The sequence below is a fragment of the Cupriavidus sp. 86D6 genome (assembly GCF_057815095.1).
Map to the genome: position 1 here is coordinate 360,544 of NZ_JBYPSB010000005.1, position 24,832 is coordinate 385,375.

General features: G+C 68.3%; 18 protein-coding genes. 6 read left to right on the forward strand and 12 right to left on the reverse strand.

The window, feature by feature from the left end; all coding sequences use genetic code 11:
* Positions 1-3: 3 nt before the first annotated feature.
* The 8 genes from AC3G88_RS15060 to AC3G88_RS15095 form a co-directional block, all read right to left on the reverse strand.
* Positions 4-336, reverse strand: a complete 333-nt coding sequence (locus AC3G88_RS15060) for a 2TM domain-containing protein (protein ID WP_488772362.1) — start codon at positions 334-336, stop codon at positions 4-6.
* Between the two features lie 153 nt (positions 337-489).
* Positions 490-2,736 (reverse strand): molybdopterin-dependent oxidoreductase, encoded by a 2,247-nt coding sequence (locus AC3G88_RS15065; protein ID WP_488771956.1) that lies wholly within the window; start codon positions 2,734-2,736, stop codon positions 490-492.
* 4 nt (positions 2,737-2,740) lie between these two features.
* Positions 2,741-3,661 carry a Bug family tripartite tricarboxylate transporter substrate binding protein gene (locus AC3G88_RS15070; protein ID WP_488771955.1) on the reverse strand — a complete coding sequence of 307 codons (921 nt, stop codon included), beginning with the start codon at positions 3,659-3,661 and terminating at the stop codon, positions 2,741-2,743.
* 98 nt (positions 3,662-3,759) lie between these two features.
* On the reverse strand, positions 3,760-4,791 hold the full coding sequence (locus AC3G88_RS15075) for a M14 family metallopeptidase (protein ID WP_488771954.1): 1,032 nt from the start codon (positions 4,789-4,791) through the stop codon (positions 3,760-3,762).
* Positions 4,775-5,989, reverse strand: a complete 1,215-nt coding sequence (gene metC, locus AC3G88_RS15080; protein ID WP_488771953.1) for a cystathionine beta-lyase — start codon at positions 5,987-5,989, stop codon at positions 4,775-4,777. Before metC ends, AC3G88_RS15075 begins: the two co-directional genes overlap by 17 nt.
* A gap of 66 nt (positions 5,990-6,055) precedes the next feature.
* Positions 6,056-7,072: a Bug family tripartite tricarboxylate transporter substrate binding protein gene (locus AC3G88_RS15085; protein WP_400394522.1), complete on the reverse strand. Its 1,017-nt coding sequence runs from the start codon at positions 7,070-7,072 to the stop codon at positions 6,056-6,058.
* A 54-nt stretch (positions 7,073-7,126) separates the two neighbouring features.
* Positions 7,127-8,740: a rhodanese-like domain-containing protein gene (locus AC3G88_RS15090; RefSeq protein WP_488893466.1), complete on the reverse strand. Its 1,614-nt coding sequence runs from the start codon at positions 8,738-8,740 to the stop codon at positions 7,127-7,129.
* 102 nt (positions 8,741-8,842) lie between these two features.
* On the reverse strand, positions 8,843-9,430 hold the full coding sequence (locus AC3G88_RS15095) for a cysteine dioxygenase family protein (protein WP_488771951.1): 588 nt from the start codon (positions 9,428-9,430) through the stop codon (positions 8,843-8,845).
* 125 nt (positions 9,431-9,555) lie between these two features.
* On the opposite strand from AC3G88_RS15095, the gene AC3G88_RS15100 reads away from it, so the two are divergent.
* The 4 genes from AC3G88_RS15100 (at position 9,556) to surE (ending at position 13,224) form a co-directional block, all read left to right on the forward strand.
* Positions 9,556-10,422 (forward strand): LysR substrate-binding domain-containing protein, encoded by an 867-nt coding sequence (locus tag AC3G88_RS15100; RefSeq protein ID WP_153945989.1) that lies wholly within the window; start codon positions 9,556-9,558, stop codon positions 10,420-10,422.
* A gap of 232 nt (positions 10,423-10,654) precedes the next feature.
* On the forward strand, positions 10,655-11,662 hold the full coding sequence (locus AC3G88_RS15105; RefSeq protein WP_488771950.1) for a cytochrome-c peroxidase: 1,008 nt from the start codon (positions 10,655-10,657) through the stop codon (positions 11,660-11,662).
* A 229-nt stretch (positions 11,663-11,891) separates the two neighbouring features.
* A complete protein-coding gene (locus tag AC3G88_RS15110; protein ID WP_488771949.1) occupies positions 11,892-12,299 on the forward strand; it encodes a hypothetical protein in 408 nt (135 codons plus the stop codon).
* A 139-nt stretch (positions 12,300-12,438) separates the two neighbouring features.
* A complete protein-coding gene (surE, locus tag AC3G88_RS15115; RefSeq protein WP_488771948.1) occupies positions 12,439-13,224 on the forward strand; it encodes a 5'/3'-nucleotidase SurE in 786 nt (261 codons plus the stop codon).
* 9 nt (positions 13,225-13,233) lie between these two features.
* Here the strand turns inward: surE and treY are convergent, their stop codons facing one another.
* The 4 genes from treY to AC3G88_RS15135 all read right to left on the reverse strand — a co-directional run bounded on the left by treY (position 13,234) and on the right by AC3G88_RS15135 (position 22,366).
* Positions 13,234-15,894 carry a malto-oligosyltrehalose synthase gene (gene treY / locus AC3G88_RS15120; RefSeq protein WP_488771947.1) on the reverse strand — a complete coding sequence of 887 codons (2,661 nt, stop codon included), beginning with the start codon at positions 15,892-15,894 and terminating at the stop codon, positions 13,234-13,236.
* 7 nt (positions 15,895-15,901) lie between these two features.
* On the reverse strand, positions 15,902-17,851 hold the full coding sequence (treZ, locus tag AC3G88_RS15125) for a malto-oligosyltrehalose trehalohydrolase (RefSeq protein ID WP_488772361.1): 1,950 nt from the start codon (positions 17,849-17,851) through the stop codon (positions 15,902-15,904).
* 66 nt (positions 17,852-17,917) lie between these two features.
* Entirely contained in the window at positions 17,918-19,534 is a 1,617-nt protein-coding gene (gene glgA, locus AC3G88_RS15130; protein ID WP_488771946.1) for a glycogen synthase GlgA, read from the reverse strand.
* A 321-nt stretch (positions 19,535-19,855) separates the two neighbouring features.
* Positions 19,856-22,366, reverse strand: coding sequence for a glycogen/starch/alpha-glucan phosphorylase (locus tag AC3G88_RS15135; protein WP_488772360.1), 2,511 nt, complete (start codon positions 22,364-22,366; stop codon positions 19,856-19,858).
* A 258-nt stretch (positions 22,367-22,624) separates the two neighbouring features.
* Between AC3G88_RS15135 and AC3G88_RS15140 the strand changes: the two genes are divergently transcribed.
* Together AC3G88_RS15140 and AC3G88_RS15145 are read left to right on the forward strand one after the other, a co-directional pair.
* On the forward strand, positions 22,625-22,786 hold the full coding sequence (locus AC3G88_RS15140; RefSeq protein ID WP_153945994.1) for a hypothetical protein: 162 nt from the start codon (positions 22,625-22,627) through the stop codon (positions 22,784-22,786).
* Between the two features lie 126 nt (positions 22,787-22,912).
* Positions 22,913-24,832: a hybrid sensor histidine kinase/response regulator gene (locus tag AC3G88_RS15145; RefSeq protein WP_488771945.1), complete on the forward strand. Its 1,920-nt coding sequence runs from the start codon at positions 22,913-22,915 to the stop codon at positions 24,830-24,832.

The following is a 24,832-nucleotide window of genomic DNA, read 5'->3' on the forward strand; positions in this document are numbered from 1 at the left end:
TGGTCACTGGTGCCGGTTCATGAATTCCTGGATCTTGCGGGTTTCCCAGTCGCGGCCCCAGCGCGACAGGCGCGTCCAGACCAGGATGCCATGCACGCCCAGCCCCAGCCCCCAGGCCAGCGTGGTCGTCAGCGGCCACGGCCAGCCCGAGGTGGCGTAGTGCGACCAGGACGGTGTCGGAAAGTAGAAAAAGCGCAGCCACAGCCAGCTGTTCACCACCACGTAGACCAGCAGATGGATATACCAGCCGCGCAGCACCCGCACCATGCGGCGGGCACGCCAGTAGGCCCAGGCCTGGTCGTCATCGGCGCTGGCGTTCGGAAAGGGGGGATGCATATGGCGCATGGCTCGTTCCTCGTCGTGAATGTCGTTGCGATGTGACAGGTATAAGCCACGGCGAAGGCACTTGCCAGGGGCAGGGGCTGAATCGACGGCAACGTGTCGCCAATGACGGCGAGGTGGCGCGAGTGACGGGCATGGTTTCGGCGTCTACCCCTCCCGCGACACCTCCACCAGGCAACTCATCGCGTTTGGCCCCTGGGTCAGGTCCGATGTGCCGATGTCGAGCGTCAGCGTATTGGCGGCGCCGGCGCGGTCCACGCCTTCGGCATCGGGGTCGTACCAGGCGCCAGTGGCGATCATTGCCACGCCCGGGGCCACGCCGTCGCTCACCGCCAGGCCGGCGGCAATGGCGCCGCGGGCGTTGTGCACGCGCACCCGCATGCCGGGGTGCAGGCCGCGCGCGGCGGCATCTGCCGGATGCAGCGTGATCCGTTCGGCGCCGGCCACCTTGCCGGCCTGGGCCAGTGGGGCGGCATCGAGCTGGCTATGGAGCCGGTCGGCCGGCTGCACGGAAACGAGGTGCAGCGGGTGGCGCCGCGCTTCGGCCGCGCCCAGCCATTCGACGGGGGGCTGCCAGTTCGGATGGGTGCCGCAGTCTTCGGACATGGCGCCCAGTGTCGGGCTGGCAAGCTCGATGCGGCCGCTTGGCGTGCGCAGCGGATGCGCCAGCGGGTCTTGCCGGAAATCGTCGAACAGCACGAAGTCGTCGGTGGGTGCGGGCAGGGCCACGTGCCCGCTGCGCCAGAACTGATCGAACGGCGGCAGTTCGATGCCGGCGCTTGCCTGGGCGTCGCGGCAGCGGGCGTAGATCGACGCGATCCAGCCGCGTTCGTCGCGGTCCTCGGTAAAGGCCGCGCGATAGCCGAGGCGGTCGGACAGATCGGTAAAGATGTCGAGATCGCTGCGCGCCTGATGCAATGGGGCGATGGCCTGGTGCATGGCCAGCACATAGCGGTCGCGCGAAGAGCCGCCGATATCGTTGCGTTCCAGCGCGGTGGTCACCGGCAGCACGATATCGGCATGACGCGCGGTGGCCGTCCAGCAGATGTCCTGCACGATCACGGTCTGCGGGCGCGCCCATGCCTGGCGCAGCCGCCCCAGCTGCTGGTGGTGATGGAACGGGTTCCCGCCGGCCCAGTGCACCAGCTTCACATCGGGATAGTGGCGCGTCTCGCCCTTGAAGCGGTAGGCGGTGCCCGGATTCAGCAGCATGTCCGACAGCCGTGCGCAGGGGATGTCGACTTTGGCCGGGTTGCGCCCGACCGGCATTTCCGGGCCCGGCGTGGCCACGCGCGGGTTGCCCACGCCATTCATCGATCCATGCCCGAAGCCGAAACCGCCGCCGGGCAGGCCGATCTGGCCCAGCATGGCCGCCAGCGCAATGGCCATCCAGTATGGCTGCTCGCCGCGATGCTGGCGCTGGACGGCGAAGCTGCAGGTGAGGTAGCTGCGCTTGCCGGCCAGCTGGGCGGCCAGTTGGGCGATACGCGCAGCCGGAATGCCGGTAATGGCGGCCGCCCACGCCGGCGTCTTCGGCTCGCCGTCGGCGTGGCCCAGCAAATAGGATTCGAGTTCGGCCCAGCCGCTGCAATGCGACTGCAGGAATGCCGCGTCGTGCGCGCCCGTGCGCCGCAGTTCGTAAGCCAGCGCCAGCATCAGCGCGACATCGGTGTTCGGCCGGATCGGAATCCATTCGGCGCCCAGGAAATCGGGGCAATCGTCGCGCGTGGGGCTGATATTGATGACCGTGGCGCCGCTGGCTGCCAGCTTGCGCAGCCAGGACTCCTGCGTATGCTCGGCGGCGCCGCCCGACGACACCTGGCCGTTCTTCAGCGCCAGTCCGCCGAAGGCCACGAAGACCTCGGTATGGGCGATCAGGCTGGGCCAGGCCGTGACGCGGCCCGTCAGGGGCCGGTCGGTGCCGATGACGTGGGGCAGCAGGAATTGCGCGGTGCCCCAGCTGTAGTTGCCCACCTGGTCCACGCAGCCGCCGCCCGTGAAATGAAAACGGCGGATCAGCGAGCGCGCGTGGTGCAGCCGCCCGGCCGACGACCAGCCGTAGGACCCGCCGAATACGCCGGCCGGGCCATGTTGCTCGCGGACGCGCCGGATCTCGCCCGCCACCAGGTCGAGCGCGACGTCCCACGGCACCTCGACGAAATCGTCGCGTCCGCGTGCATGGCCGTCGCTGGCCTCGCGCTGCGCCAGCCAGCCGCGCCGCACCATCGGCGTACGGATGCGCGTGGGCGAGTAGACCATCGGCACGATGGCATCGAGCAGGGGCGACGGGTTGGGATCGGCGGCGAACGGTTCGCAGCGGACCAGCCTGCCATCGTCGACGACGGCCGTGAAGGCCCCCCAATGCGCCAGTTGCGGGTAGCGGCGGACGGTCACGGGTTCAATCGCCCTGGATGCCGGCCTTGCGGATCAGGTCGCCCCACTTGGCGCGCTCGCTGTCGAGCAGCTTCGCGAACTGCTGCGGCGTGTCCGAGGTGGCATCCATGCCCGATATGGCCAGCCGGTGGCGGATCTCGGGGTCGGCCATGACCTTGACCAGCGCCTTGTTCAGCTGCGTGATGACATCGGGCGGGGTGCCGGCCGGCGCCACCAGCCCGTACCAGTTGGTGACCTCGTAGCCGGGCACGCCGGCTTCGGCCACGGTTGGCACGCCGGGGAACTGCGGCGAGCGTCTGGCAGTGGTCACCGCCAGCACGCGCAGCTTGCCTGACGCGATCAGCGGCTTGGCCGACGGATCGGAGAACGTGATCGGCACCACGCCGCCCATCACGTCGGTCAGCGCGGGGGTGGTGCCCTTGTACGGTACATGCTGCATCTGCACGCCGGCCAGCATCTTGAACTGCTCGGCAGCGATCTGGCCGATCGTGCCGTTGCCGCCCGATGCGTACGAGAACTTGCCGTCCGCGCGCTTCACGGCCGCCAGCAGGCCCTGCACGTCCTTGTATGGCGTGTCGGCGCCCGTCACCAGCACGTTGGGCATGGTCACCAGCACGCTGACCGGCGCGAAGTCTTTCTGCGGGTCGTAGGCCAGCTTGCGCAGGTTCGGCCAGATCGTGAACGATCCCGGCGTGGCGATGTAGAGCGTGTAGCCGTCGGGCGCGGCCTTGGCCACCATGTCGGTGGCAATCAGGCCGCCCGCGCCGGGCCGGTTGTCGATGATGACGTTGGCCTTGAGCTGGTCCGACAGCGCCGGGGCAATGGCACGCGCCAGCGCGTCGGCACCGCCGCCGGGCGGAAAGCCAACCACCACGCGGATCGGCTTCGACGGATCGGGCCAGGCCGCATGGGCCAGGGGTGTCATGAGGGCAAGGCAGAGAACGAGGGCGCGGCGGGCAAACATGGTGAGGCTCCGATGGTCTTGCTTCAAGGCTTGGTAAGGCGTTGTGGCGCGGGCCGTTGTCATGCCGTAAGTAAAGGCTGGATCGACACCGTGTCCCATTCCCACGCCACGAACGCCAGGCGCTCGCCGGTGTGGACCACGGGGTCGCTGCGCAGGCCGATCAGCACGCCGTCGCGCGTGAGTGGCTTGACGGGCGTGAGCGAGGCGTCGAGCTTGAGCGTGTCGCCAATCGATGCGCCTTCGCCGAGCTTGTCTCCGGCCCGTGCCGCCGGAATGAACAGGCCGCCGTCATCGGCGGTGATCCAGCCGCGCCGTGTCACGCGCCGCAGCGTGGTGGCGGCGGGCCTGGCCGGCGGGCCGTCGAGAATGCCCATCTGCACGGCCAGCGTGTGGAAGCCGGTCTCGGCCACGGCGATGTTGTCGGCCTCGAAACGGCTGCCGCTGCCCAGTTCGAGCATGAACGCGCAGACCCCGGCGGCCAGGCACTGGTAGTCGAGCGCGCCCGCGATGTTGCCGGGCAGCTCGCCCTTGCCGCCCACGTCCTGCTGGCAGGCCACGTGGGGATGAAACGGCGCCATGGCGGCCAGCACTTCGGCCTCGGTCACGCTGCTGCCCGGGTGGACCTTGTAGACCGTGTAGGGGCGGGCGTCGAACAGCGGATTCATCGTATGCAGGTTGATGAGCACGTCGGCCACGCCGCGCACCTCGCTCATCAGCGCATGGGCCAGCCGCTCGGATACCAGGCCGCCGGCGCTGCCCGGATAGGTCTGGTCCAGGTCCAGCTCGTCATAGGGATTGCGCTTGCGCCGCGCGTCCAGCGCCTGCGGATTGCCGGTGGGCGTGACCACCACGTTGCCGCGCATGGCCGCGGGGTCCAGGCTGCGTGCGAAACGCAGGGCCGCCACCATGCCGTTGATCTCGTCGCCATGCACCTGTCCATGCAGCCAGAGCGTGCGCCCCGGCCGTGCGCCACGTACGGCCACGTAGGGCAGCGTGACTGACATGCCCGAGGCCATCGAGCCAACGGGTAGCTGCCCGCTGGTGCGGGCGGGGCCGGATTGCTGGCGCAGCCAGTCACCGATGATGGGCATGGGAAGTGTCCTTTTCTGTCGAGTCGAGATGAGCGATGGCGGCGAATGCCTGATCCAGGTCCGCCAGCAGGTCGGTGACGGCTTCCAGGCCGATATGCAGGCGGATCACGGTGCCGTGCTGCGACCAGTCCGTGACGCTGCGCGCGCGGCGCATGTCGGCCAGCACGGCCAGGCTTTCGAAGCCGCCCCACGAGGCGCCGATGCCGAACAGCTGCAGGCTGTCGACGAAGCGTTCGGGCGCCACCGGCGCCTGCGAGCGCAACGTGAACGACAGCAGGCCGTTGGTGCCGTGGCAGTCGCGCTGCCACAGCGCGTGATTGGGATCGTGCGGCAGCGCGGGGCAGAAGACATCGGCCACCTCGGGGCGGTCGAGCAGCCACTGCGCCACGGCCAGCGCGCTGGTCTGGTGCTGGGCCAGGCGTGCACCGAGCGAACGGATGCCGCGCTGCACCAGGTAGGCGTCGTCGGGGCTGACGGTCATGCCGAAGGCATCGGCCATGGTGGCCAGCGGCTGCCACGCGGCCTCGGTGGTGCACACTGTCCCCATCATCACGTCGGAATGGCCGCCCAGGTACTTGGTGGCCGCCATCAGCGAGATGTCGGCGCCGAGCGTCAGGGGGCGGTACAGCAGGCCCGAGCCCCAGGTATTGTCCGCCGCCACCAGCGCACCATGCGCGTGGGCGCGGGCCGCCAGCGCGGGCAGGTCGCACATCTCATAGACCAGCGAACCGGGCGCCTCGACATAGACCAGCCGCGTCTCCGGGCGCAGCTTCGCGTCCAGGTCGGCGCCGTTGGCGGCATAGAAGTCGGCCGCAATGCCGTGCTGGCGCAGGAAGCCGTTGGCCAGGTTGCGCACCGGCTCGTAGACGCAATCGGGCAGCAGCACGTGCTGGCCGGGGCGCACGTAGGCCAGGATCGTCATCGCCGCGGCGGCCAGGCCCGACGGAAACAGTCGCGTGCGATAGCCACCTTCCAGCGTGGTCACCATGTCTTCGAGCGCGAAGTTGGTGGGGTTGCCGCGCGCGCCGTATGTGAACAGCCGCTCGGTGTCGCGCCGGGCGCGCATCTCGCGCTGCTGCGCGACTGACTCGAACAGCACGGTGCTGGCGCGCACCACGGGCGGATTGACCGGCTGTCCGCCGGGCACGGCCGCGGTGCGTCCGGCATGGGCAAGGCGGGTGGGGATCGCTTTCGTCATTGGCTGGCCTGTGGGTTGGCGCATGTTGTGTGAGGGGGTCGCAAGGCGCGTGCCTGCACCGGTCGATCAGTCCACGTGCGCGCCGGACAGCTTGACGATCTGCGACCAGCGGGCAATGTCCTGCTTCATCTGCGCGGCAAATGCCTCGGAGCTGTTGGCCACCACGTCGCTGCCGCCTTCGTTGATGGTCTTCACCACCTCGGGCATCTGCAGCACCTGCACGATGGCGCGGTTCAGCAGCGCAACGCGTTCCGGCGACGTGCCAGCCGGTACGAAGAAGCCGTACCAGTCCTCGAAGCGTGCATTGCGATAGCCCAGCTCTTCAAGAGTCGGCACCTTGGTGAATACCCCGAGACGGCGCGGGCTGGTGACGGCCAGCGCACGCATGCGGCCGGTCTGGATGAAACTGGACACCGACGACGTGGACGTGATCAGCACGTCCACCTGCCCGCCAAGCAGGTCGTTGATGGCCGGACCCGCGCCCTTGTAGGGCACATGCTGGAGCGAAACCTGGCTGTCCTTGTCAAGCACCACGCCCACCAGGTGCGACAGCGTGCCGTTGCCGGGCGTGGCGAACGTGATCCGGTTCGGCTGCGCCTTGGCCTGCGCGGCCAGTTCCTCGAAGGTCTTCCACGGGGCGTTGGCCGATACCACGATGGCCAGCGGCGCCGCGTTGATCTGCGTGACCGGGATGAACTGCTTGACCGGATCGAAGCCAGGCGCGCGGTACAGCGTTGGGTTGACGGCCATGATCGACACCTGCGAGGTCAGCACCGTATAGCCGTCGGGCTTGGCCTCGGCCACGTAGCGCGTGCCGATGTTGCCGCCCGCGCCGCCCCGGTTGTCGGTCACGGCGCTCTGGCCCAGTACCTGCGACAGCCGCGTGGCCACCACGCGGGTCACGGCATCGTTGCCGCCGCCGGCCGGGAACGGCGAGACGATCCGCAGCGGCTGCGACGGAAATCCGTTGACGGGTGCCATGGGCTGCTGCGCCGTGGCGGCGGCGGACAGCGTGACGGTGCATACGGCAACCAGGTACTGCGCAAGACGTGACGACAGGCGGGATGACATCGGACGGGACATGGGGGCGACCTCGTTCTTCTATGGCAGGTGGAAAGTGAATGGCGCGGGTGGCAATCAGCCGGCAGGCGGGAAGCGGAACGTGGCCAGTTCCTGCGCGTCGAGCTGGGCGATCAGGCCCGTTTCCCAGGCCAGGTACTGGCGCGCGGCGGCCTTGTTGCCGTCGTGGCGGTCATGGACGAAAAACAGGTAGTCGATGCAGCGCGCGTCGGGCAGCGTGTCGGCGCCCTGGCGCACCGCATGGCCGGCATCGCGCCAGGCGGCAAAGCCGCCCTGCAGCCGGCGCAGATCGCGGAAGCCCAGCGCGCGCAGATCGGCCACGGCCAGCTCGGCGGGATCGTCGCCATCGGCATCGCCGATCAGCACCAGCGTGGTGTCGTGCGGCACGCCGCGCAGGTCCTGCGCCAGGCGGGACCGGATGGACCAGCGCGCCCCGGCGACATGCCCGGCGCGGTAGGCCATGCTGCCGCGCAGGTCCAGCGCCAGCATCGACTGGTCGGCCAGGCCCGCTGCCAGCTGCGCGGCGGATGTGCCCGGCAGTGCGGTCACTTCATGGGTCGGACCCTGGGCGGCGCGTACGCCGGCGGCCTGGCCGGCCTGCAGGCCGCCTTCGAGCACCACGGCGTCATGGCCCATCTGGCGCAGCCAGCTGGCCACCACCGGGGCGCGCACACCTTCGGCATCGAACAGCACCAGCCGGGCGCGGCGGATGCCGACGTACTGGTCGGTGGCCTGGATCAACTGGCCGCCGGGCGTGTGCTGTGCGCCGGGCAGCGTCTGGGCGGCGAATTCCTCGGCGGTGCGCACGTCGCACAGGAATGTGGTGCGCGTCGTGTCAGCCAGCCATGCCTGGGCCTGGGCGGCGTCGATGTGGGGGACGTCGAAGCGTTGCGTCAGCGCCTGGGCGGCGCGGCGGGCCGCGTCGATGTCCTGCGGCAGGCCATTGTCCGGATAACGCGCGGTGCCGCCGTGTTCGAGCGGGAAATCATTCAGGTACCAGCCCTGCGTGCCGTTTTCGAGCGCGTAGACAGGATTGGCGACGCCAAAGTTGATCAAGGACTGGGCGCCGATGATGCTGCGCGTGCGGCCCGCGCAGTTGATGACGATCGGGGTGGTGCTGTCGGGCACCAGGTCGCGCAGGCGATAGGCCAGCTCGCCGTTGGGGCAGCAGATCGCGCCCGGAATGTTCATCTTGCGGAATTCGCTGGCCGGGCGTCCGTCGAGCACGACCGGCGCCTGGGGGCCTGCCTGCATCGCGGCCAGTTCCTGTGCGGTCACGCGCGGCGTGTGGTAGTGGTGCTCGGCCAGTTCGCCGAAGGTCTTGGACGGAACATTGACGCCCGCAAACAGCGTATAGCCGGCGGCGCGCCAGGCCGGCATGCCGCCGTCGAGCACGAAAAGGTTCGTATAGCCGAGCGATGCCAGCGCCGCCGCGGCAGCCTGCGCCACGCCATCGCCGTCATCGGCCAGCACGATGCGGGCATCGGTACGCGGGGCCAGCCGGCCGACATCGAGTTCCAGCCGGCTGTAGGGCATCGGCACGGCATAGAACGGATGGCCCTCGCCATACTGGCCGTGCTCGCGGACGTCGAACAGCGCGATTTCGTCGGCATCGTGCAGCCAGCCCTTCAGGGTGACGGCATCGACGGCGGTGTAGGTGGGCTGTGTCATGAATGTTGGGCAAAAAGGGGGCCGTCCTCGCCGCAGGAGCGAGGAGTCGGCTTCGATTCAGGAGTTGTCGGGGCGCGCTCGGCGGCCCCGGTCAGGTGTGGCTTAGCGGCGGGTCTGGACGCCCATGTTCATGATCTGGCAGCGTCCGGTCTCGAGGTCGAACGTCAGCCGGTCGGTCAGCGTTTCGAGCGCGCGCCCGTACATGTGCAGGTGACGGATGACGGCATCGCCACGGATTTCCACCGAATGGATGTCGTCGGGCAGCAGGGCGATGCCGTGGCGCGGGCCCACTTCCACGGTGTGCGAATGTTCCAGCGTGCCCACGCCGGCCTGGCTGCCGTCGTCGGTGCGCACGTAGACGTCGTTGACCTCTATGCCGCTCACGCCGGCCACGCAGGCCCAGGTGGTGTGGTTGTGCGGTGGAATACGCTTGCCGGGCCGCATGACGTTCAGGTACAGCGCGTAGGTCTGGTCCGGGTCTTCGGCAATCAGGTAGCGGGCCTGACGCTCGTTGGCCTCGGGCGGCGGATAGTCGGCTTCATTCCACAGTTCGGTGCGGGCGGCCAGGTCTTCCACCAGGGGCAGCACTTCAGCCAGGCTGGCGCGGGTCACGCCGCCCTTGTCTACAATGTTTCTAATGGATTCGATGGTGTCGCCAACGGCGGACTGGCGCTGTGCTGCGAGGGACATGGTGCGATCAATCCTTGCAATCTCTGTTTTTCGGGGGTAGAACGGTGCTTCGTGTTTCACTGTAATGAACACCCGTTCTGAAAACCACTTAATGCGCGACGAAAATCCATTAGCGCCGCTAATGAATGCGAAACCTTGACCTCGACCTGCTGCGCACGCTGGTAGCCATTGCCGATCACGATACGTTCGGGGCTGCCGCCGAGGCCGTGCAGCGTACCCAGTCGGCGGTGACCCAGCAGATGCAGCGGCTGGAAGAGCAACTCGATCTGCCGCTGTTCGAGCGGCAGGGCCGCAGCAAGCAGTTCACGCGGCATGGCAAGAAGCTGCTCGAGTATGCGCGGCAGCTCCTCAGCACCAACGACGAGGCGCTGCGGGTGTTGCGCGAGGGGGACCTTACGGGTTCGCTGCGCATTGGTGCGCCGCACGATGTGGCCGACACCATCCTGCCGGTGCTGCTGTCGCATATTGCGCGGTCGTCGCCGGCCTTGCGGCTGGAGATCCATGTCGGCCGCAGCCCCTTTCTGATGGAGTCGCTGCGGCGCGGTGAAATCGACCTGACCGTTTCCACGCGCGAGGACAGCGCGCTCGAAGGTATCGTGCTGCGTACCACGCCCACCATCTGGGTCTGTGCGGCCGATTTTGTCTATGAGCGTGGCACGGCGGTGCCGCTGATCCTCGCCGACGAGCCAAGCCTGTTCCGCAAGCTGTCGCTGGAATCGCTGACGCAGGCCGGCGTGCCGTGGCGCATCGCCTATCTGGCCCCGAGCCTGATCGGCATCAAGGCGGCGTTGCGCGCCGGCCTGGGTATCACGGCGCGCAGCATCGACCTGCTGCAGGCCGACATGCGCATCCTTGGCGAAAGCGATGGCCTGCCACGGCTGCCCGATGTCACGTACTACCTGTGGGCGCGTCCCAATGCGGTCAATCCTGTGGCGCGACATGTCTTCTCGATGCTCAAAACGGCCTTGCAGCGCGGCCTGGCCAGCGCCTGATGCTGGCCGCTGCCGCGAATTCCCAAAGGGCAAAGACGAGATCGTAGGGCGCGCGCAACACTGCGCCAACGAAGAAGATCGTGTATGGATATGCGAGGGCACCTTTCCGTCGGCTTTCAGGGCGGCATTGACGCCCGTCAGGGTAAGCCACAGGCCATGGGAGCCTAATCCGAGAGCCCGTTCCAATGCATCGTTGATGCCGGAGCGGTTCAAAGAAATTCGGAGTCCTCCCATGAAGCTCAGACAATTCCTACCAACACTGCTGTGGATCACGGCATCGATTGCCGCCGGCGTGGCGTCCGCCACGTCGCAGCCGGCCGAACCCGTACAGCCCATCGAACCCGCGAAGATCAAGGACCCGGCCCGCGTGGCCCTGGGCGCAAAGCTCTGGTTCGATCCGCGCCTGTCGCGCTCGGGCTTCATCTCGTGCAATTCGTGCCACAACCTCAGCATGGGGGGCTCGGACAACCTGAAGACGTCGATTGGCGACAAATGGAACAAGGGGCTGCTCAATTCGCCCACCGTCCTCAATTCGAGCCTGAACTTCGTACAGTTCTGGGACGGCCGCGCCAAGGACCTGCAGGAGCAGGCGCACGGGCCGATTGCCAATCCGATCGAGATGGCTTTTACGCATGACCTGGCCGTCGACACCGTGAAGTCCATTCCCGAATACCGGGCCGAGTTTCGCAAGGTGTTCCCATCCGGCAAGCTGACGATGAACGAGATCACGCTGGCCATCGCCGCGTTCGAAGAGACGCTGGTCACGCCGAATGCCCGCTTCGACAAATGGCTGAAAGGCAACAAGACGGCCATCGACGCGCAGGAACTGCGCGGCTACCAGCTGTTCAAGTCGTCCGGCTGCGTGGCCTGCCACAACGGTCCGAACCTTGGCGGCGGGTCGTTCCAGAAGATGGGCCTGATCGAGCCGTACAAGACGAAAAACCCGTCCGAAGGCCGGGCCGGCGTGACGGGGAAGGACGCCGACCGCTTCAGCTTCAAGGTGCCCACGCTGCGCAACGTGGCATTGACCTATCCGTACTTCCACGACGGCGAGGCGGCGACGCTGACCGAGGCGGTGGACGTGATGGGGCGTCTGCAACTCGGCCGCAAGTTCACGGCCGAGGAAAACGCCGATATTGTGGCCTTCCTGCATACGCTAACGGGCGATCAGCCGCGCCTGACGCTGCCCATCCTGCCGCCTTCGAACGACAAGACGCCGAAGCCGCGTCCGTTCGAATAACGGGTCAGTCGCTGCCGCCGTGCCGTGCCGTGTGCGGGGCAGCGACGAAAGCCAACTGAAAGCCCATGGAAAGCTGCCGGAAAGAAATGCGATCCATGGACAACCTGCCCGGCATTCCGTTCGGCGGAATAGCTGGAATTCACTGTTGCGAGAAACGCGTATTGCGGCGCGTCAAATATCCCCTATCTTTGCACCACTGTCGTTCAGATTTTGACCAGGAGGTGCTGAGATGAACAACACGACCCTCGACGCAGGACTTCAGTCCTTCCGCACGCAGGCCAATGACGATGCCGTCACGGCCATCCATCATCAGGACATTGTTGCCGCGTTCACCGCCCAGCCGGCGGCTTCGCCGGTTGCCGTGCTGCACATGCTCTATCCGCGTACGGACGCCCGCACGCATCGCAGTCTCGATCATCTGGTCGGCGCGCTGCACAACCACGGGCTGCACGAGGTGGCCACGCTGGTGGAACGCGAGGCGCACTATCTGGTCTTCAAGGACCCCGTGCAGGCGTGGCGTGCACTGCATGAAATCCGTCACGATTCGCTGGCCATCGGCGTCCATCTCTACTATCGCGGCGCGACCGGCGACGCGGCAGAGCGGGCACTCGACAGCGACGCGCACCGCCTGCACTAAGACTGCGACGGCCATGCCCGCATCCGGCGATGCGGGCTTTTTTGCGTGCAACGAGGCATCCCTGGCCATCGCAGCCACGGGAGCGGGCATGGTTGCGATACAGTAGGGGCCGTTCATTCGTCCTCCAAAGAGCGTCCCCATGTCCGATTTCGTAGTCGACCGTGTGCTGCTGACCAATGACGATGGCATCGAGGCGCCCGGCCTTGCCGTGCTGGAGCAGGTGGCGGCCACGCTGGCCCGTGAGGTGTGGATCGTCGCCCCGGATCACGACCAGAGCGGCACGTCGCACTCGATCAGCCTGCACGCGCCGCTGCGCGTGACCGGACATGGGCCGCGCCGCTTCGGCGTCAGCGGCACGCCGGGTGACTGCGTGGTGATGGCGGCGCGCCATCTCATGCGCGACGCGCCGCCCGATCTGGTGCTGTCCGGCATCAACCGGGGCGGCAACCTCGGGCTGGAAACCGTGTTCTCCGGCACGGTGGGCGCCGCCATGACTGGCATGCTGCTCGGCATCCGTTCCATCGCGCTGAGCCAGGTGTTCACCGATCGCGATGCGGTGAAATGGCAGACGTCGCGCGCGCTGGCGCCGGATGTGATCCGCCGCCTGCTGGCGACAGGCTGGTCGGACGGGGCGTGCCTGAACGTGAATTTTCCCGATGTGGAAGCGGAGCAGGCCGGCCCGCTGGTGGTGTCGCGCCAGGGCATGGGGCTCGTCAAGGCCATCGACGTGCGCGCGCATGTGGACCCGCGCGGCATTCCGTACCACTGGCTCCAGTTCTCGCGTGGCCCCCGGCCCGATGTGGACGATGCCGAAGCGATGGTGGTGGGGCGGGGCGCGGTGTCGGTCACGCCGCTGCGCTTCGAGCGCACCGACGACGAAGCGGCCGCGCAACTGGCCACGCAACTGGCCGCCGCCCTCGGTTAGCACCTGGCGTCAGCGTCGCACCAGCAGCGCCACGGGCAGCGTGGCGAATACGTCCCTGGCGCGCAGCCATCCCGCGTGCGATGTCACGGCATGACCGGTCAGGATGTCGGTCCAGCCGTCGCCGTTACTGATGCCGCTACCGACGCCGCTACCGCTCGCGCCGCCGCCATCACCCGTATGCAGGCCCGTATCGTGCCAGCAATGCGGTGGGATACGCGGCAGGGCCGGGTCCACATGGCGCGCGGCGAGCCGGGTCACGGCCACCACGGCTTCCACGTTGCCGCACTGTCGTGCGAACGCCAGCACGGACCCGGCCAGATCGCCGCTCACGGACACCGCACGGTAGCAGCCCCGGTCGAACAGCGCCGGGTTATCGCGTCGAAAAGCCAGCACGCTGCGGATCAGTTGCTGCTTGATGCGGCCGTCGCGCCAGTGCGCAAGCCAGTGCGACCAGCCCGCGCGGCATTCCAGTTGCGCTTGCAGCCGCGCGTAATCGGGTGCGCGCCGGTTGTCGGGATCGACCAGGCTGAAGTCCCAGGTTTCATTGCCCTGGTAGCGGTCCGGCACCCCGGGCGCGGTCAGCTGCAATAGCGTCTGCGCCAGGCTGTTCAGCGCCGCAGCCGTGCCGATGCGCGCCGCGAAGGCGCCGATGCTCTCCAGCACACTGTCCGGCCCGCCGATGGCCATGGCGGGCAGAAACGCCTCGCATGCGTTCTCGTACTCGCTGTCGGGATGGGTCCAGCTGCCGTGACGCTTGGCCTCGCGAATCGCCTTGCGTTGCCAGGCCAGGATGCGGTCGACGAAGGCGCGCTGGCTTTCCTCGGACGCCAGCGCGCGGGGATCGGCCGGCCACGCGCCCACCAGCGTCTGGTACAGCATCAGGCGGTCGATACCGTCGGGGCCCCGGGGCGATGCCGCCAGCAGCGGCGCCAGATGCGTCTCCCAGCCGGCCACGGCTTCGGCCCATGCCTCGGGCAACTCGCTCAGCACCGCCAGCCGCATCCGCGCATCCTCGCCGCGCTTATGGTCATGGGTGGATACGGCCAGCATGGCGTGCGGCCATGTTTCGGCGCGCACCTGCATCCGCTGGTGAAAGCGTTCGGCTGCAATGGCCAGCGTGCCCGGATCGCTGCCCACCTCGTTGCGGGACAACAGCCGCCCATAGCGGTAGAACGCGGTGTCCTCGGTGGATTTGGCAGCCAGCGCCGGCATCAGTTGCTGGAGTTTGGTGCGAAGCTGCCCGGCGGCGGTGTCGAGCGGGGCGTCGGCGCGCAAGGCGGCCACGATGAAGTCCAGGGCGGCCGATTCGTCCGGCGCCAGGTGGCGGCGCGCGGCTTCGGCGGCTGCCGACACCATGTCGTCGTCGAACGAGCGGTCCCGGTCATCGTCGCCGGGCACGTAGTAGCTGCGGTACACCGGGATGGCCGTCATGAACGCCGACAGCGCATGCTGCAGCGCGTGCGGCGACAGGTCGCGCGTGGCGACGTCGCTGCGTGCCCGCGCAAGCAGCCGCGCGCAGAGCGACGCGACCTCCGTGACCAGGTGGCGGGCCAGTACGCGATGCCGTCCGGCATGGACCTGTTCGGCAAACGAGCGGTCGTCGCCGCTGATCTGCAGCCAGAGCATGTTCAGCGGGGCCACGCCGTGCAGGTCGTGGAGCACCGCGCCCACCTCGTCCATGAAGTCGTAGCCGGTGGTGCCATCCACCTGCCAGTCGCGCGGCAACGGTTCGCGCTCGCCCAGGATCTTCTCGACGACCAGCCAGGGATGCGCGCGCGCCAGCGCGGCAGGCCGGCCGGGCCGCAGGGCGTCCAGGCGCGCGCGTACGCGGCGGCAGTAGCCGGCCGGGTCGGCCAGGCCATCCACATGATCGATGCGCAGCCCGTCGATCCAGCCCTCGCGGTACAGCCGGAACGGCAGCGCGTGCGTGGCCTCGAACACGTCCTCGCACTCCTGGCGCACGCCTACCAGTTCCGTGATCTCGAAGAAGCGGCGCCAGTTCAGCATGGCGGCCCCGGTGCGCCACCACGCCAGCCGGTAGGGCTGGCGCTCCAGCAGCGCGTGCAGTGTGTGCGCGTCGGTGGGCAAGGTTGACCCATCCGGCATCGACAGCGGCAGATCGTGGTCACCGTAGCGCAGCGTCGGCTGGCCATCGCTGCCGCGTTCCACGATCAGCGCGCCCGACTCCAGCGCCTGCCAGTACGGGTCGCCCAGAACCGGCAGCAGCACCTTGCCACGCAGCGCTGGGTCGGGCGATTGCCAGTCGATATCGAAGTAGTGGGCAAACGGGCTGCGTTCGCCCTGCGCCAGCACATCGCGCCACCATGCGTTGTGCGTGGCGTCGGCGGCCATGTGGTTGGGCACGATGTCCAGCACGATGCCCAGGCCGGCATCGCGCGCCTGGCCGGCCAGCGCCACAAAGCCGTCTTCGCCACCGAGCGCCGTGCTGATGCGCGTGCAGTCGGTGACGTCGTAGCCGTGCGTGGACCCCGGCCGCGCTTCGGTGATCGGGGACAGATACAGGTGGCTGATGCCGAGCCCGGCGTAGTAGGGGACCAGCGTAGCGGCATCGGCAAAGGTGAAGCCGGCATGCAGTTGCAGCCGCGCCGTGGCGCGGGGCACGCCGGCATGATCGAGGTCGGCGTGATGCACGTCGGCGGGTGTGGTCATGGCGGTGTCAGGCGGGATGCAGGCAGGTGACGCAGCAGCGTTCGGTCAGGATGCCGGCGTTGAGCGATGCAATGGCGCCTGCCTGGCTGGCATGCAGCATCCGGCCGCCGGCGCAGTCGGCTTCCACGGGCTCGGCGCCAAGGTTGAGCCAGATCGACAGCTGGCTGCCGTCGCCCAGGCGCCAGCGCGCCACCAGCGCGCGGTCGGCCAGTGGCGTGACGCCAATCGGCTGGCAATGGCGCAACCTCGGCACGATCTCGTTGCGGCGGATCGACAGCAGTTCGCCGTAGTAGTGGTTCCACGCGCGGCAATCGCCGTCGGTATCGTCGCAGACCGGACGCGAGGCATCGAACGTCTCCGGCGCGTTCGGGTCGGGGATGCGCGCGGCATGGGCGTCGTCGCGGAAGGCAGACGACGCGGCGAATTCCCGCCGCCTGCCGTCGCGCACCGCCTGGGCCAGTTCCGGCGGATGATCGGTGAAGTAGAGGAAGGGCGTGCGCGCGCCATGCTCCTCGCCCATGAACACCAGCGGAATCTGCGGGCAGAGCAGTTGCAGCGCCACCGCCGCGCGCAGGGCGTCGGGGTCCGCCAGCGTGGTCAGGCGTTCGCCGAACGCACGATTGCCGGTCTGGTCGTGGTTCTGCAGGAACATCACGAAGGCGGTGGGAGGCAGCCCGGCGCTGGGCTGCCCGCGCCGGACCTCGCGGCCCTGCAGCGGGCCATTCTCGTCGCCGCTGCGGTGCGGCGACACTTCGCCCTGCCACGCGAAACCTTCGCCCAGCACCCGTGCCAGGTGATGCAGCGCGGGCGTGCCGATGTCTTTTGCGGCCGTGGCGCCGGGCAGTGCCGACTGATACTCGCGGTAGTACCCGTCATGCTCGCCCGTCAGCAGCACGTGCAGCGCGTGATGGGCGTCGTCGTTCCACTGCGCGTCGTAACCGGCCTGTATCAGCGCCACGTCGTTGTGATCGTTCTCCAGCACCAGATGCACGTGCCGGTCCGGCAGGCATGCGCGCAGTTCCTGCGCCAGCTGGGGTAGCCAGCCCTCATCCTCGATGGCATGCACGGCGTCGAGCCGCAGCCCGTCGAAGCGGAACGATTCCAGCCAGTAGCGCGCGTTCTCGCCAAAGAAGCGGCGGACCTCCGCGCGACGGAAGTCGATGGCCGGCCCCCACGGGGTTTGCCGGTCCGTGCGGAAAAAGGGGCTGGCGTACTGGTGCAGGTAGTTGCCCTCGGGCCCGAAGTGGTTGTACACCACGTCGAGCAGTACCATCATGCCGAGCCCATGGGCGGCGTCGATCAGCGCGCGCAGTTCGTCGGGCGAACCATAGCTGTGCTCGGGAGCAAACGGCAGCACGCCGTCGTAGCCCCAGTTGCGGGCGCCGGGAAACTCCGACAGCGGCATCAGTTCGATGGCGGTGAAGCCCAGCGCCGCCAGGCGGTGCAATTCGGACATCACGCCGGTGTAGCCGCCGCACAGGCCCACGTGAAGCTCGTAGATCACCGCTTCATGCCACGGCCGCCCGCGCCATTCCGTATGCTGCCAGGCGTAGGCCGCGCCGGCCTCCGGCAGGCACAGCACGCTGGCGCCATGCACGTCATCGGCCTGCAGGCGCGAAGCCGGGTCGGGCACGATGGTGCCATCGTCGAGCCGGAACCAGTAACGCACGCCGTGGCAGCAGGGCACCACCGCCTCGAACCAGCCGCGTTTGCCTTCCGTCATCACCACGGGGGCCATGCCAGCGACTTCGAGCCGTATCGCATGGCCCTGCGCGGCGGCGTCTGGCGCCCACAGCCGGAAGCGCACGCGGCCGTCTGCCAGGCGCACCGGGCCGAACCAGTAGCCCTCGGCGGCTTCGTCGCCGCAGGGCAGCAGCCTGGCATCGGCGCCCAGGGTTTGCCAGTTCCGGCGGACCGGCGCGCCGTCACGGGGCGGCGGGGATGGCGTAGCAGTCATCATCTGAGGCTACCTTCGTGCAGGCACATCGCACGTCCAGTTAGGTGGTGGCACGCCGGACGCGGCTCAGGCGGGCGTCGCGGCCGCCCCGGCGTCGGACGGCGAAAGCGCCGGTGCGTCAGAAACTGCCACCGGACGGCGGCCACCGCGCGCCGGCTGTACCGTCGGCGCCGCTGCCACGGCTTCCACGTCCACGACCACCGGCACGTGAGCCAGCGCCGGTGCCAGCGCGCCATACATGGCGAGGTACTGGCGCGCGGGGCCTTCCCAGCCGAAGTCGGTTTGCATGCCGGTACGCTGCAGGGTGCGCCAGTGGCGCTGGCGACCATACCATCCTAGTCCACGGGTCATGGCTGCGCACATCGCCTCAACGGATTCGCCGTCGAAAACAATGCCGTTCGCGCGGGCGGCCGGTGCGGTGCCGTCGCCCACGTCGCGCACGGTGTCGGCCAGGCCACCCACGCGCGACACGATCGGCACGGTGCCATAGCGCATGGCATAGACCGGCGTCAGGCCGAAGGGCTCGAAGCGGCTGCCGTGCAACAGCATGTCGGCGCCCGCGTGCAGCAGGTGCGCATCTTCCTCGCGATAGCCGATGGCCACGCCCACGCGCTGCGGATGGCGCTGGGCCAGTGCGCAAAATGCGGCTTCGAGCCTGGGATCGCCGCAGCCCAGGATCACGAACTGCGCGTCGGTGTGTGTGGCCAGTGCCAGGGCGATCGCGTCGAGCGCCACATCGGCCATCTTCTGGTGCGTCAGGCGGCTGCCCATGGCGATCAACGGGCGGTCGGCATCCACCGGCAGCCCGTGGCGCAACTGCAGGGCGGCCTTGCAGGCGCGCTTGCCCGCCAGGTTGCGCGCGTCGTAGCACTGCGGCAGCAGGCGGTCGGTACGGGGTGACCAGGTGTCGGTATCGACACCGTTCGGAATGGCGCCCAGCACGGCCGCGCGATGCGCCAGCAGGCCGTCCAGCCCATGGCCGAAGTGGGGCGTCAGGATTTCGCGCGCATAGGTATGACTGACCGTGGTGATGCGGTCGGCATAGCGGATGCCGGCTTTCAGGAAGTTGATCTTGCCCCAGAACTCGATGCCATCGGGTGTCAGCGATTCCGGCGGCAGGCCCAGCGGCCCCGCCGCGGCCATGGGAAACACGCCCTGGAAGGCCAGGTTGTGAATCGTGCAGACGGTGGGCGTGTGCAGGCCGCGCGCACGCATCAGCAGCGGCGTCAGCGCCGCGTGCCAGTCGTGCGCATGGACCAGGCTCGGCACCGGCAGCGGCGTCTCGCCCGCCGCGATGGCCGTGGCGGCATGCGCCAGCGCGGCAAATCGCTGGGCGTTGTCGCAGAAGTCGCGGCCGGTGGCGTCAACGTACAGCGATCCCGGCCGGTCGTAGAGCGACTGGCAGTCGAGGAACACCACGCGCACGCCGCTATCCGGCATCTGGCCCTGCAGCAGGCGCGCAGGGCTGTGTCCCGGCGGCAGGGCCATCGGCAGGTGGATCGCGCCAAGGCTGCGCACGTCGCGCGCCGCCGCAATGGCGCGCGGGTAACCGGGCATCAGGATCGTGACATCGGTGCCGCGCTGCAGCAGCGCACGGGCAAGTCCGCCTACCACGTCGGCCAGCCCGCCAGTCTTGGCCAGGGGCTGGGCTTCTGCCGCCACAAACAGGGTGTTCGCGTTCAAGGAAAGACTCCCGCTGGTTTGCCGTTCTGCTGGGATGGGTGGATGCTCCGTGCGGCGCCGCACACAGGGGCCGCCGGACGCAGGGGAACAGCAATGCGAACTTTGTGCCAGCCCCGGCGCAGGCTGGCGTGCCGCGTGACGCCTGAGGCGGCTGGACTGGCGGGACGGGCGCGGCGCAATGCCGATGTATAAGGTGCCGCCACTTTTGTAGAAAGTGCAGCAAGCGGGCCAGACGTCCACCAATCTGCAATCGGTGGATCGGCCCGAGTGGAATGGGGCGGCAGCGCTACCGCGTAGGCTGCCCCCTGTGACGCCGCGCGACTATTGGCAGCGTTCGCTGAAGCCGGCGATGGCATCGCCGGCGCGGCGCTGCCCCTGCACCTGGCCGCTTGACCGCCGCAGCAGGCACACGGGCACCGGATCGACATGCCAGACCCGCTCGCAATACTCGCGGATGGCCCTGTCCGACGAGAACCGGCCGGAGCGCGCCGTGGACAGTACCGACATGCGCTGCCAGCGCGCCGGGTCCGCATAGGCGGCGGAAACATCGCGCTGGCACTGCAGGTACGACGCGAAGTCGGCCATCAGCATGTACGGGTCGTGCTGCAGCAGCCCGTCGAACAGCGGGCGGAACACGGCCGCGTCGCCCTTGGAAAAGAACCCGTGCTGAATCAGGTCCACCACGGCACGCAGTTCGGGGCTCGATTCGTAATACGTGGACGGATGGTAGCCGGCCGCCCGCAGCGCATAGACTTCGGACGCGTTGAGCCCGAACGGGAAGAAGTTGTCCGCGCCAATGGCGTCGCGCAGTTCGATATTGGCCCCGTCCATGGTGCCGATGGTGATGGCCCCGTTCATGGCGAACTTCATGTTGCCGGTGCCCGACGCCTCCTTGCCGGCCAGCGAGATCTGTTCGGACAGGTCCGCCGCGGGGTAGATCTTCTGGCCGTAGGTCACGTTGAAGTTTGGCAGGAAAACCACCTTGAGCCGGTCGCGCACCTGCGGGTCGCGGTTGACCACCTCCGCCACCGACGTGACAAAGCGGATCATCAGCTTGGCATAGTGATAGCCCGGCGCGGCCTTGCCCGCAAACAGGAAGGTGCGCGGCGGGATCTCGGCATGGGGATCGGACTTGATCTGGTGATACAGCGCGATGATGTGCAGCACGGCCAGGTGCTGGCGCTTGTATTCGTGGATGCGCTTGACCATCACATCGAACATCGACGCCGGGTCTACCGTCACGCCCGTGGTGTCGCGGATCAGCTGCGCCAGGTCGCGCTTGTTGTCGCGGCGCACGGCCTGCCACTGGGCCCGGAAGCCGGCGTCGCCGGCGTACGGCTCCAGCGCCTGCAACTGGTCCAGATCCTTGATCCAGCCGTCGCCGATGGCATCGCTGACCAGCCGGGTCAGCCGCGGGTTGGACAGCGCCAACCAGCGCCGGGGTGTGACGCCGTTGGTGATGCTCGTGAATTTCTCCGGCCACATCGCGTAAAAGTCCTGCAGCACGTCCTCGCGCATCAGGCGCGAGTGCAGGTCGGCCACGCCGTTGATGGCGTGGCTGCCCACGCAGGCCAGCCCGGCCATGCGCACGTAGCGGCCGCCCTGCTCGTTCACCAGAGACAGCCGCGCAAGCCGCGATTCGTCGCCATAGAAGCGGATGCGCACTTCGTCCAGGAAGCGCGCGTTGATCTCGTAGATGATTTCCAGGTGGCGCGGCAGCACGCGCCGGAACAGTTCCAGCGGCCACTGTTCCAGTGCCTCGGGCAGCAACGTGTGGTTGGTGTAGGCAAATGCGTTGCGGGTGATGTACCAGGCATCGTCCCAGGTCAGGCCGTGATCGTCCACCAGCAGGCGCATCAGCTCGGCGATGCCCACGGCGGGGTGGGTGTCGTTGAGCTGCACGGCGAACTTCTCGTGGAAGCGGGACACCGGAATGCCGTGCGAGGCCAGCAGGCGCAGCATGTCCTGCAGCGAGCACGCCACGAAGAAGTACTGCTGCTCCAGCCGCAGTTCCTTGCCCTGCTGGGTTTCGTCGTTCGGGTACAGCACCTTGGTCAGGTTTTCCGACGTCACCTTCTTGCTGACGGCGCCCAGGTAGTCGCCCCGATTGAAAGTATGGAAGTCGAACGACTCGGTGGCTTCGGCGCGCCACAGGCGCAGGGTGTTCACGGTGTTGACCCGGTAGCCCAGGATGGGCGAATCGAATGGCACGCCCACCACGGTCTTTTCGGGCACCCAGCGCACGCGGTAGCGGCCCCGGTCGTCGGTGTAGTGCTCGGTGTGACCGCCCAGCCGCACCTGCACCGCCCATTCGGATCGCTGGATCTCCCACGGATTGCCGTGGCGTAGCCAGGTGTCGGTGGTTTCCACCTGTTGTCCGTCGATGATGTTCTGGTGGAAGATGCCGTATTCGTAGCGGATGCCGTAGCCAAGCGCGGGAATTTCCAGCGTGGCCAACGAATCCATGAAGCAGGCGGCCAGCCGGCCGAGGCCGCCGTTGCCCAGCCCCGGTTCTTCCTCGTGCGACAGGATGTCGTCCAGATCGAGGTCCAGCGTGGTCATGGCCGCGCGCACCTCGTCGACGATGCCCAGGTTGACGAGGTTGTTGCCCAGATGCGGGCCCATCAGGAATTCGGCCGACAGGTAGGCCACCGTGCGCGACGGCTGCGTCTGGTAAGTCTCGGCGGTGCTGATCCAGCGTTGCACGAGCCGGTCGCGCACGGTGTGCGCCAGCGCCTGGTAGAGATCGTTGCCGCTGGCATGGCCGGGCAGCTTGCCCTGGGTATAGAACACATGGTCCAGAAAGGCGCGCCGGATGGTGGCGCTGGACATCGCGGTGCGCGTGTCGTCCGGGTTCTCTTGCGCAGTCGTGCTCTGGGTGCCGCGGGTTGCATCGGCGGGGGCCGGCCGCAGCCGGGATGCATCGGTCATCACTTGACTCCTGAACAGATCAACGTGGATCGAGACTTGGTGCTGGTTTCAGGCTACAAAAGAAATGAGGGGGCACCGGGGAATCATTAGTGCCGGTGCTGGTATGGAAACTGCAGCGCAATGAGCCTTCCCATCCTGCGAACCACTGCGAGACGCGCCATGGCTACCCACATCCCGCATGACCCCGTGCGTCGGCCGGACCGCCGGCCCGACCAGAGCCCCGATCACAACAAGGAAAAAGGGGATCAGCCCGCGCGCAACCTGCCGGACAAGCATCCGCCGCCGCCGTCGGTGAGCAGGTCGGCGCGCGAACACGGCTAGCGTTTTTGGCATCCGCTTGTAGTTTTTACAAGCAACGCAGACATGCCGGCCCGCCGGGCCGGCGCGCTGGATGCGGTGACTGCCTCCAAGAAGGGCAGCGGCAACAAGAGAAGAGGGAGCGTACCCATGACCCTGCCGGGTTGCGCATTGCTCAATGCGCTCGATGCGGTCGACGACACCGCGATCTTCGCGCTGGCGGCGGACGGTCGTGTCAGTGCGTGGACCGAGGCCGCGCGGCGCGTGCTGCTGTACACCGCCGACGAGGCAGCCGGTGCGCCGCTGTCGCGTTTTCATCCCGCCACGCAGGACGATCCGGACGACGGGGCCAGCGCCGACCAGCTGCTGGCGACAGCCCGGACGACCGGACGCGCCGAATCCAAGGGCTGGCGCCTGCGCCGCGACGGCAGCGTGTTCTATGCCAGCACGGTGATCGTGGCCCTGCCGGGGCCCGACGGAGGACGCAATGGCGGACCCGAGGCCTTTGGCGTGGTCTACCGCGACATCACGGTCCAGTACGCGGCCGAGGAGCACGCGCGTGCGGTCGAGGCGCGCTGGCACCAACTGCTCGATACGATGGACGACTGTGCCATCTGCGAGCTTGACCCCGAAGGGCAGATCCGAAGCTGGAACGCCGGCGCCCAGGCGCTGTTCGGGTACACCGCGCAGGAGGCCGTGGGGCAGCCGCTGTCGCTGGTGCACCCCCGGGCCGACATGGCGCCGGACACGGTTTCCGATGTGCCATCCGGCCCCCGGCCGGCCGCCAGCACCCCGGGCTTGCTCGATGTCGTGCGGGGCAGCGGCGCATGGTCTGGCGATCAGCGCCTGCAGCGGCATGACGGCACGCTGGTGCAGTGCCATGTCCGCCAGGTATTGCTGCGCGATGCCGCGCAGGGCGTGTCGGGCGTACTGTGGATCGCGCGCGATGTGACCGACGCGGCCCGCCTGGCCGATCTCGATAACGCGGGACGCCGTGTACAGGCGTTCCTTGCCATCCTGGCCCACGAACTGCGCAACCCACTGGCCCCGATCCGCAACGCGGTCGATGTGATCCGGCTGACGCCGGTGGCCGACTCCCGCATCCGCCATTGCGCGGAAATCATCGGCCGGCAACTGCAGTTGCTGACGCGGCTGGTCAGCGACCTGATGGATGTGGGACGCGTGACGTCGGGCAAGCTCAAGGTGCAGCCAGTGCCCCTGCTGTACAACGAGGTGGTTTCCACCGCCATCGAGGCGATGCGCCCCGCGCTGGAGGGTGCCAGCCAGAAGTTCGACGTGTTGCTGCCCGCCGATCCGGTCTTCGTGAACGGCGATGCGGCGCGGCTGGAGCAGGTGCTGTCGAACCTGCTCAGCAACGCCACCAAGTACACGGCGCGCGGCGGCACGGTGACGGTGCGGGTGCGCGCGGACGGCGGCAACGTGGTGACCACGATCAGCGATACCGGGCGCGGCATCGCGCCGGAGGCGCTGGACCGCATCTTCAACCTGTTCGCCCAGGAAGGCGACGAGACCGCGCGCTCCGGGCTGGGTATCGGCCTGGCCCTGGCACGGGCCGTGATCGAGGCGCATGGCGGCGCCATCCAGGCCAGCAGCGCGGGCGAGGGCCATGGCAGCACGTTCACCGTCATGCTGCCCGAGGTGCAGATGGACGGTGCCAGCGTGCCGCGTCCGGGAACGGCTCAGTGTGCGGGCCAGCGCATCCTGATCGTCGATGACAGCGCCGATTCCGCCGACAGCATGGCCGAACTGCTGACCGTGCTCGGCCATCACGCCCAGCCGGTCTACACGGGCATGCGCGCGGTGGAAGCGGCGCGCAGCTTCGCGCCCGACGTGGTGCTGCTGGATCTGGAGATGCCCGACATGAGCGGCTACGAGGTGCTGGATGCGCTGCGCCAGAGCGGTTTGGGGCCGCGCGTGTTTGCCTTGACCGGGCGCAGTTCGCCCGACGACCGGCGCCGCACCGAAGCGGCCGGCTTCGACGCGCACCTGGTCAAGCCGCTGACCGTGGAGGCGCTCTGTCGGGCGCTGACGGACCCGCACGCGCCCTGA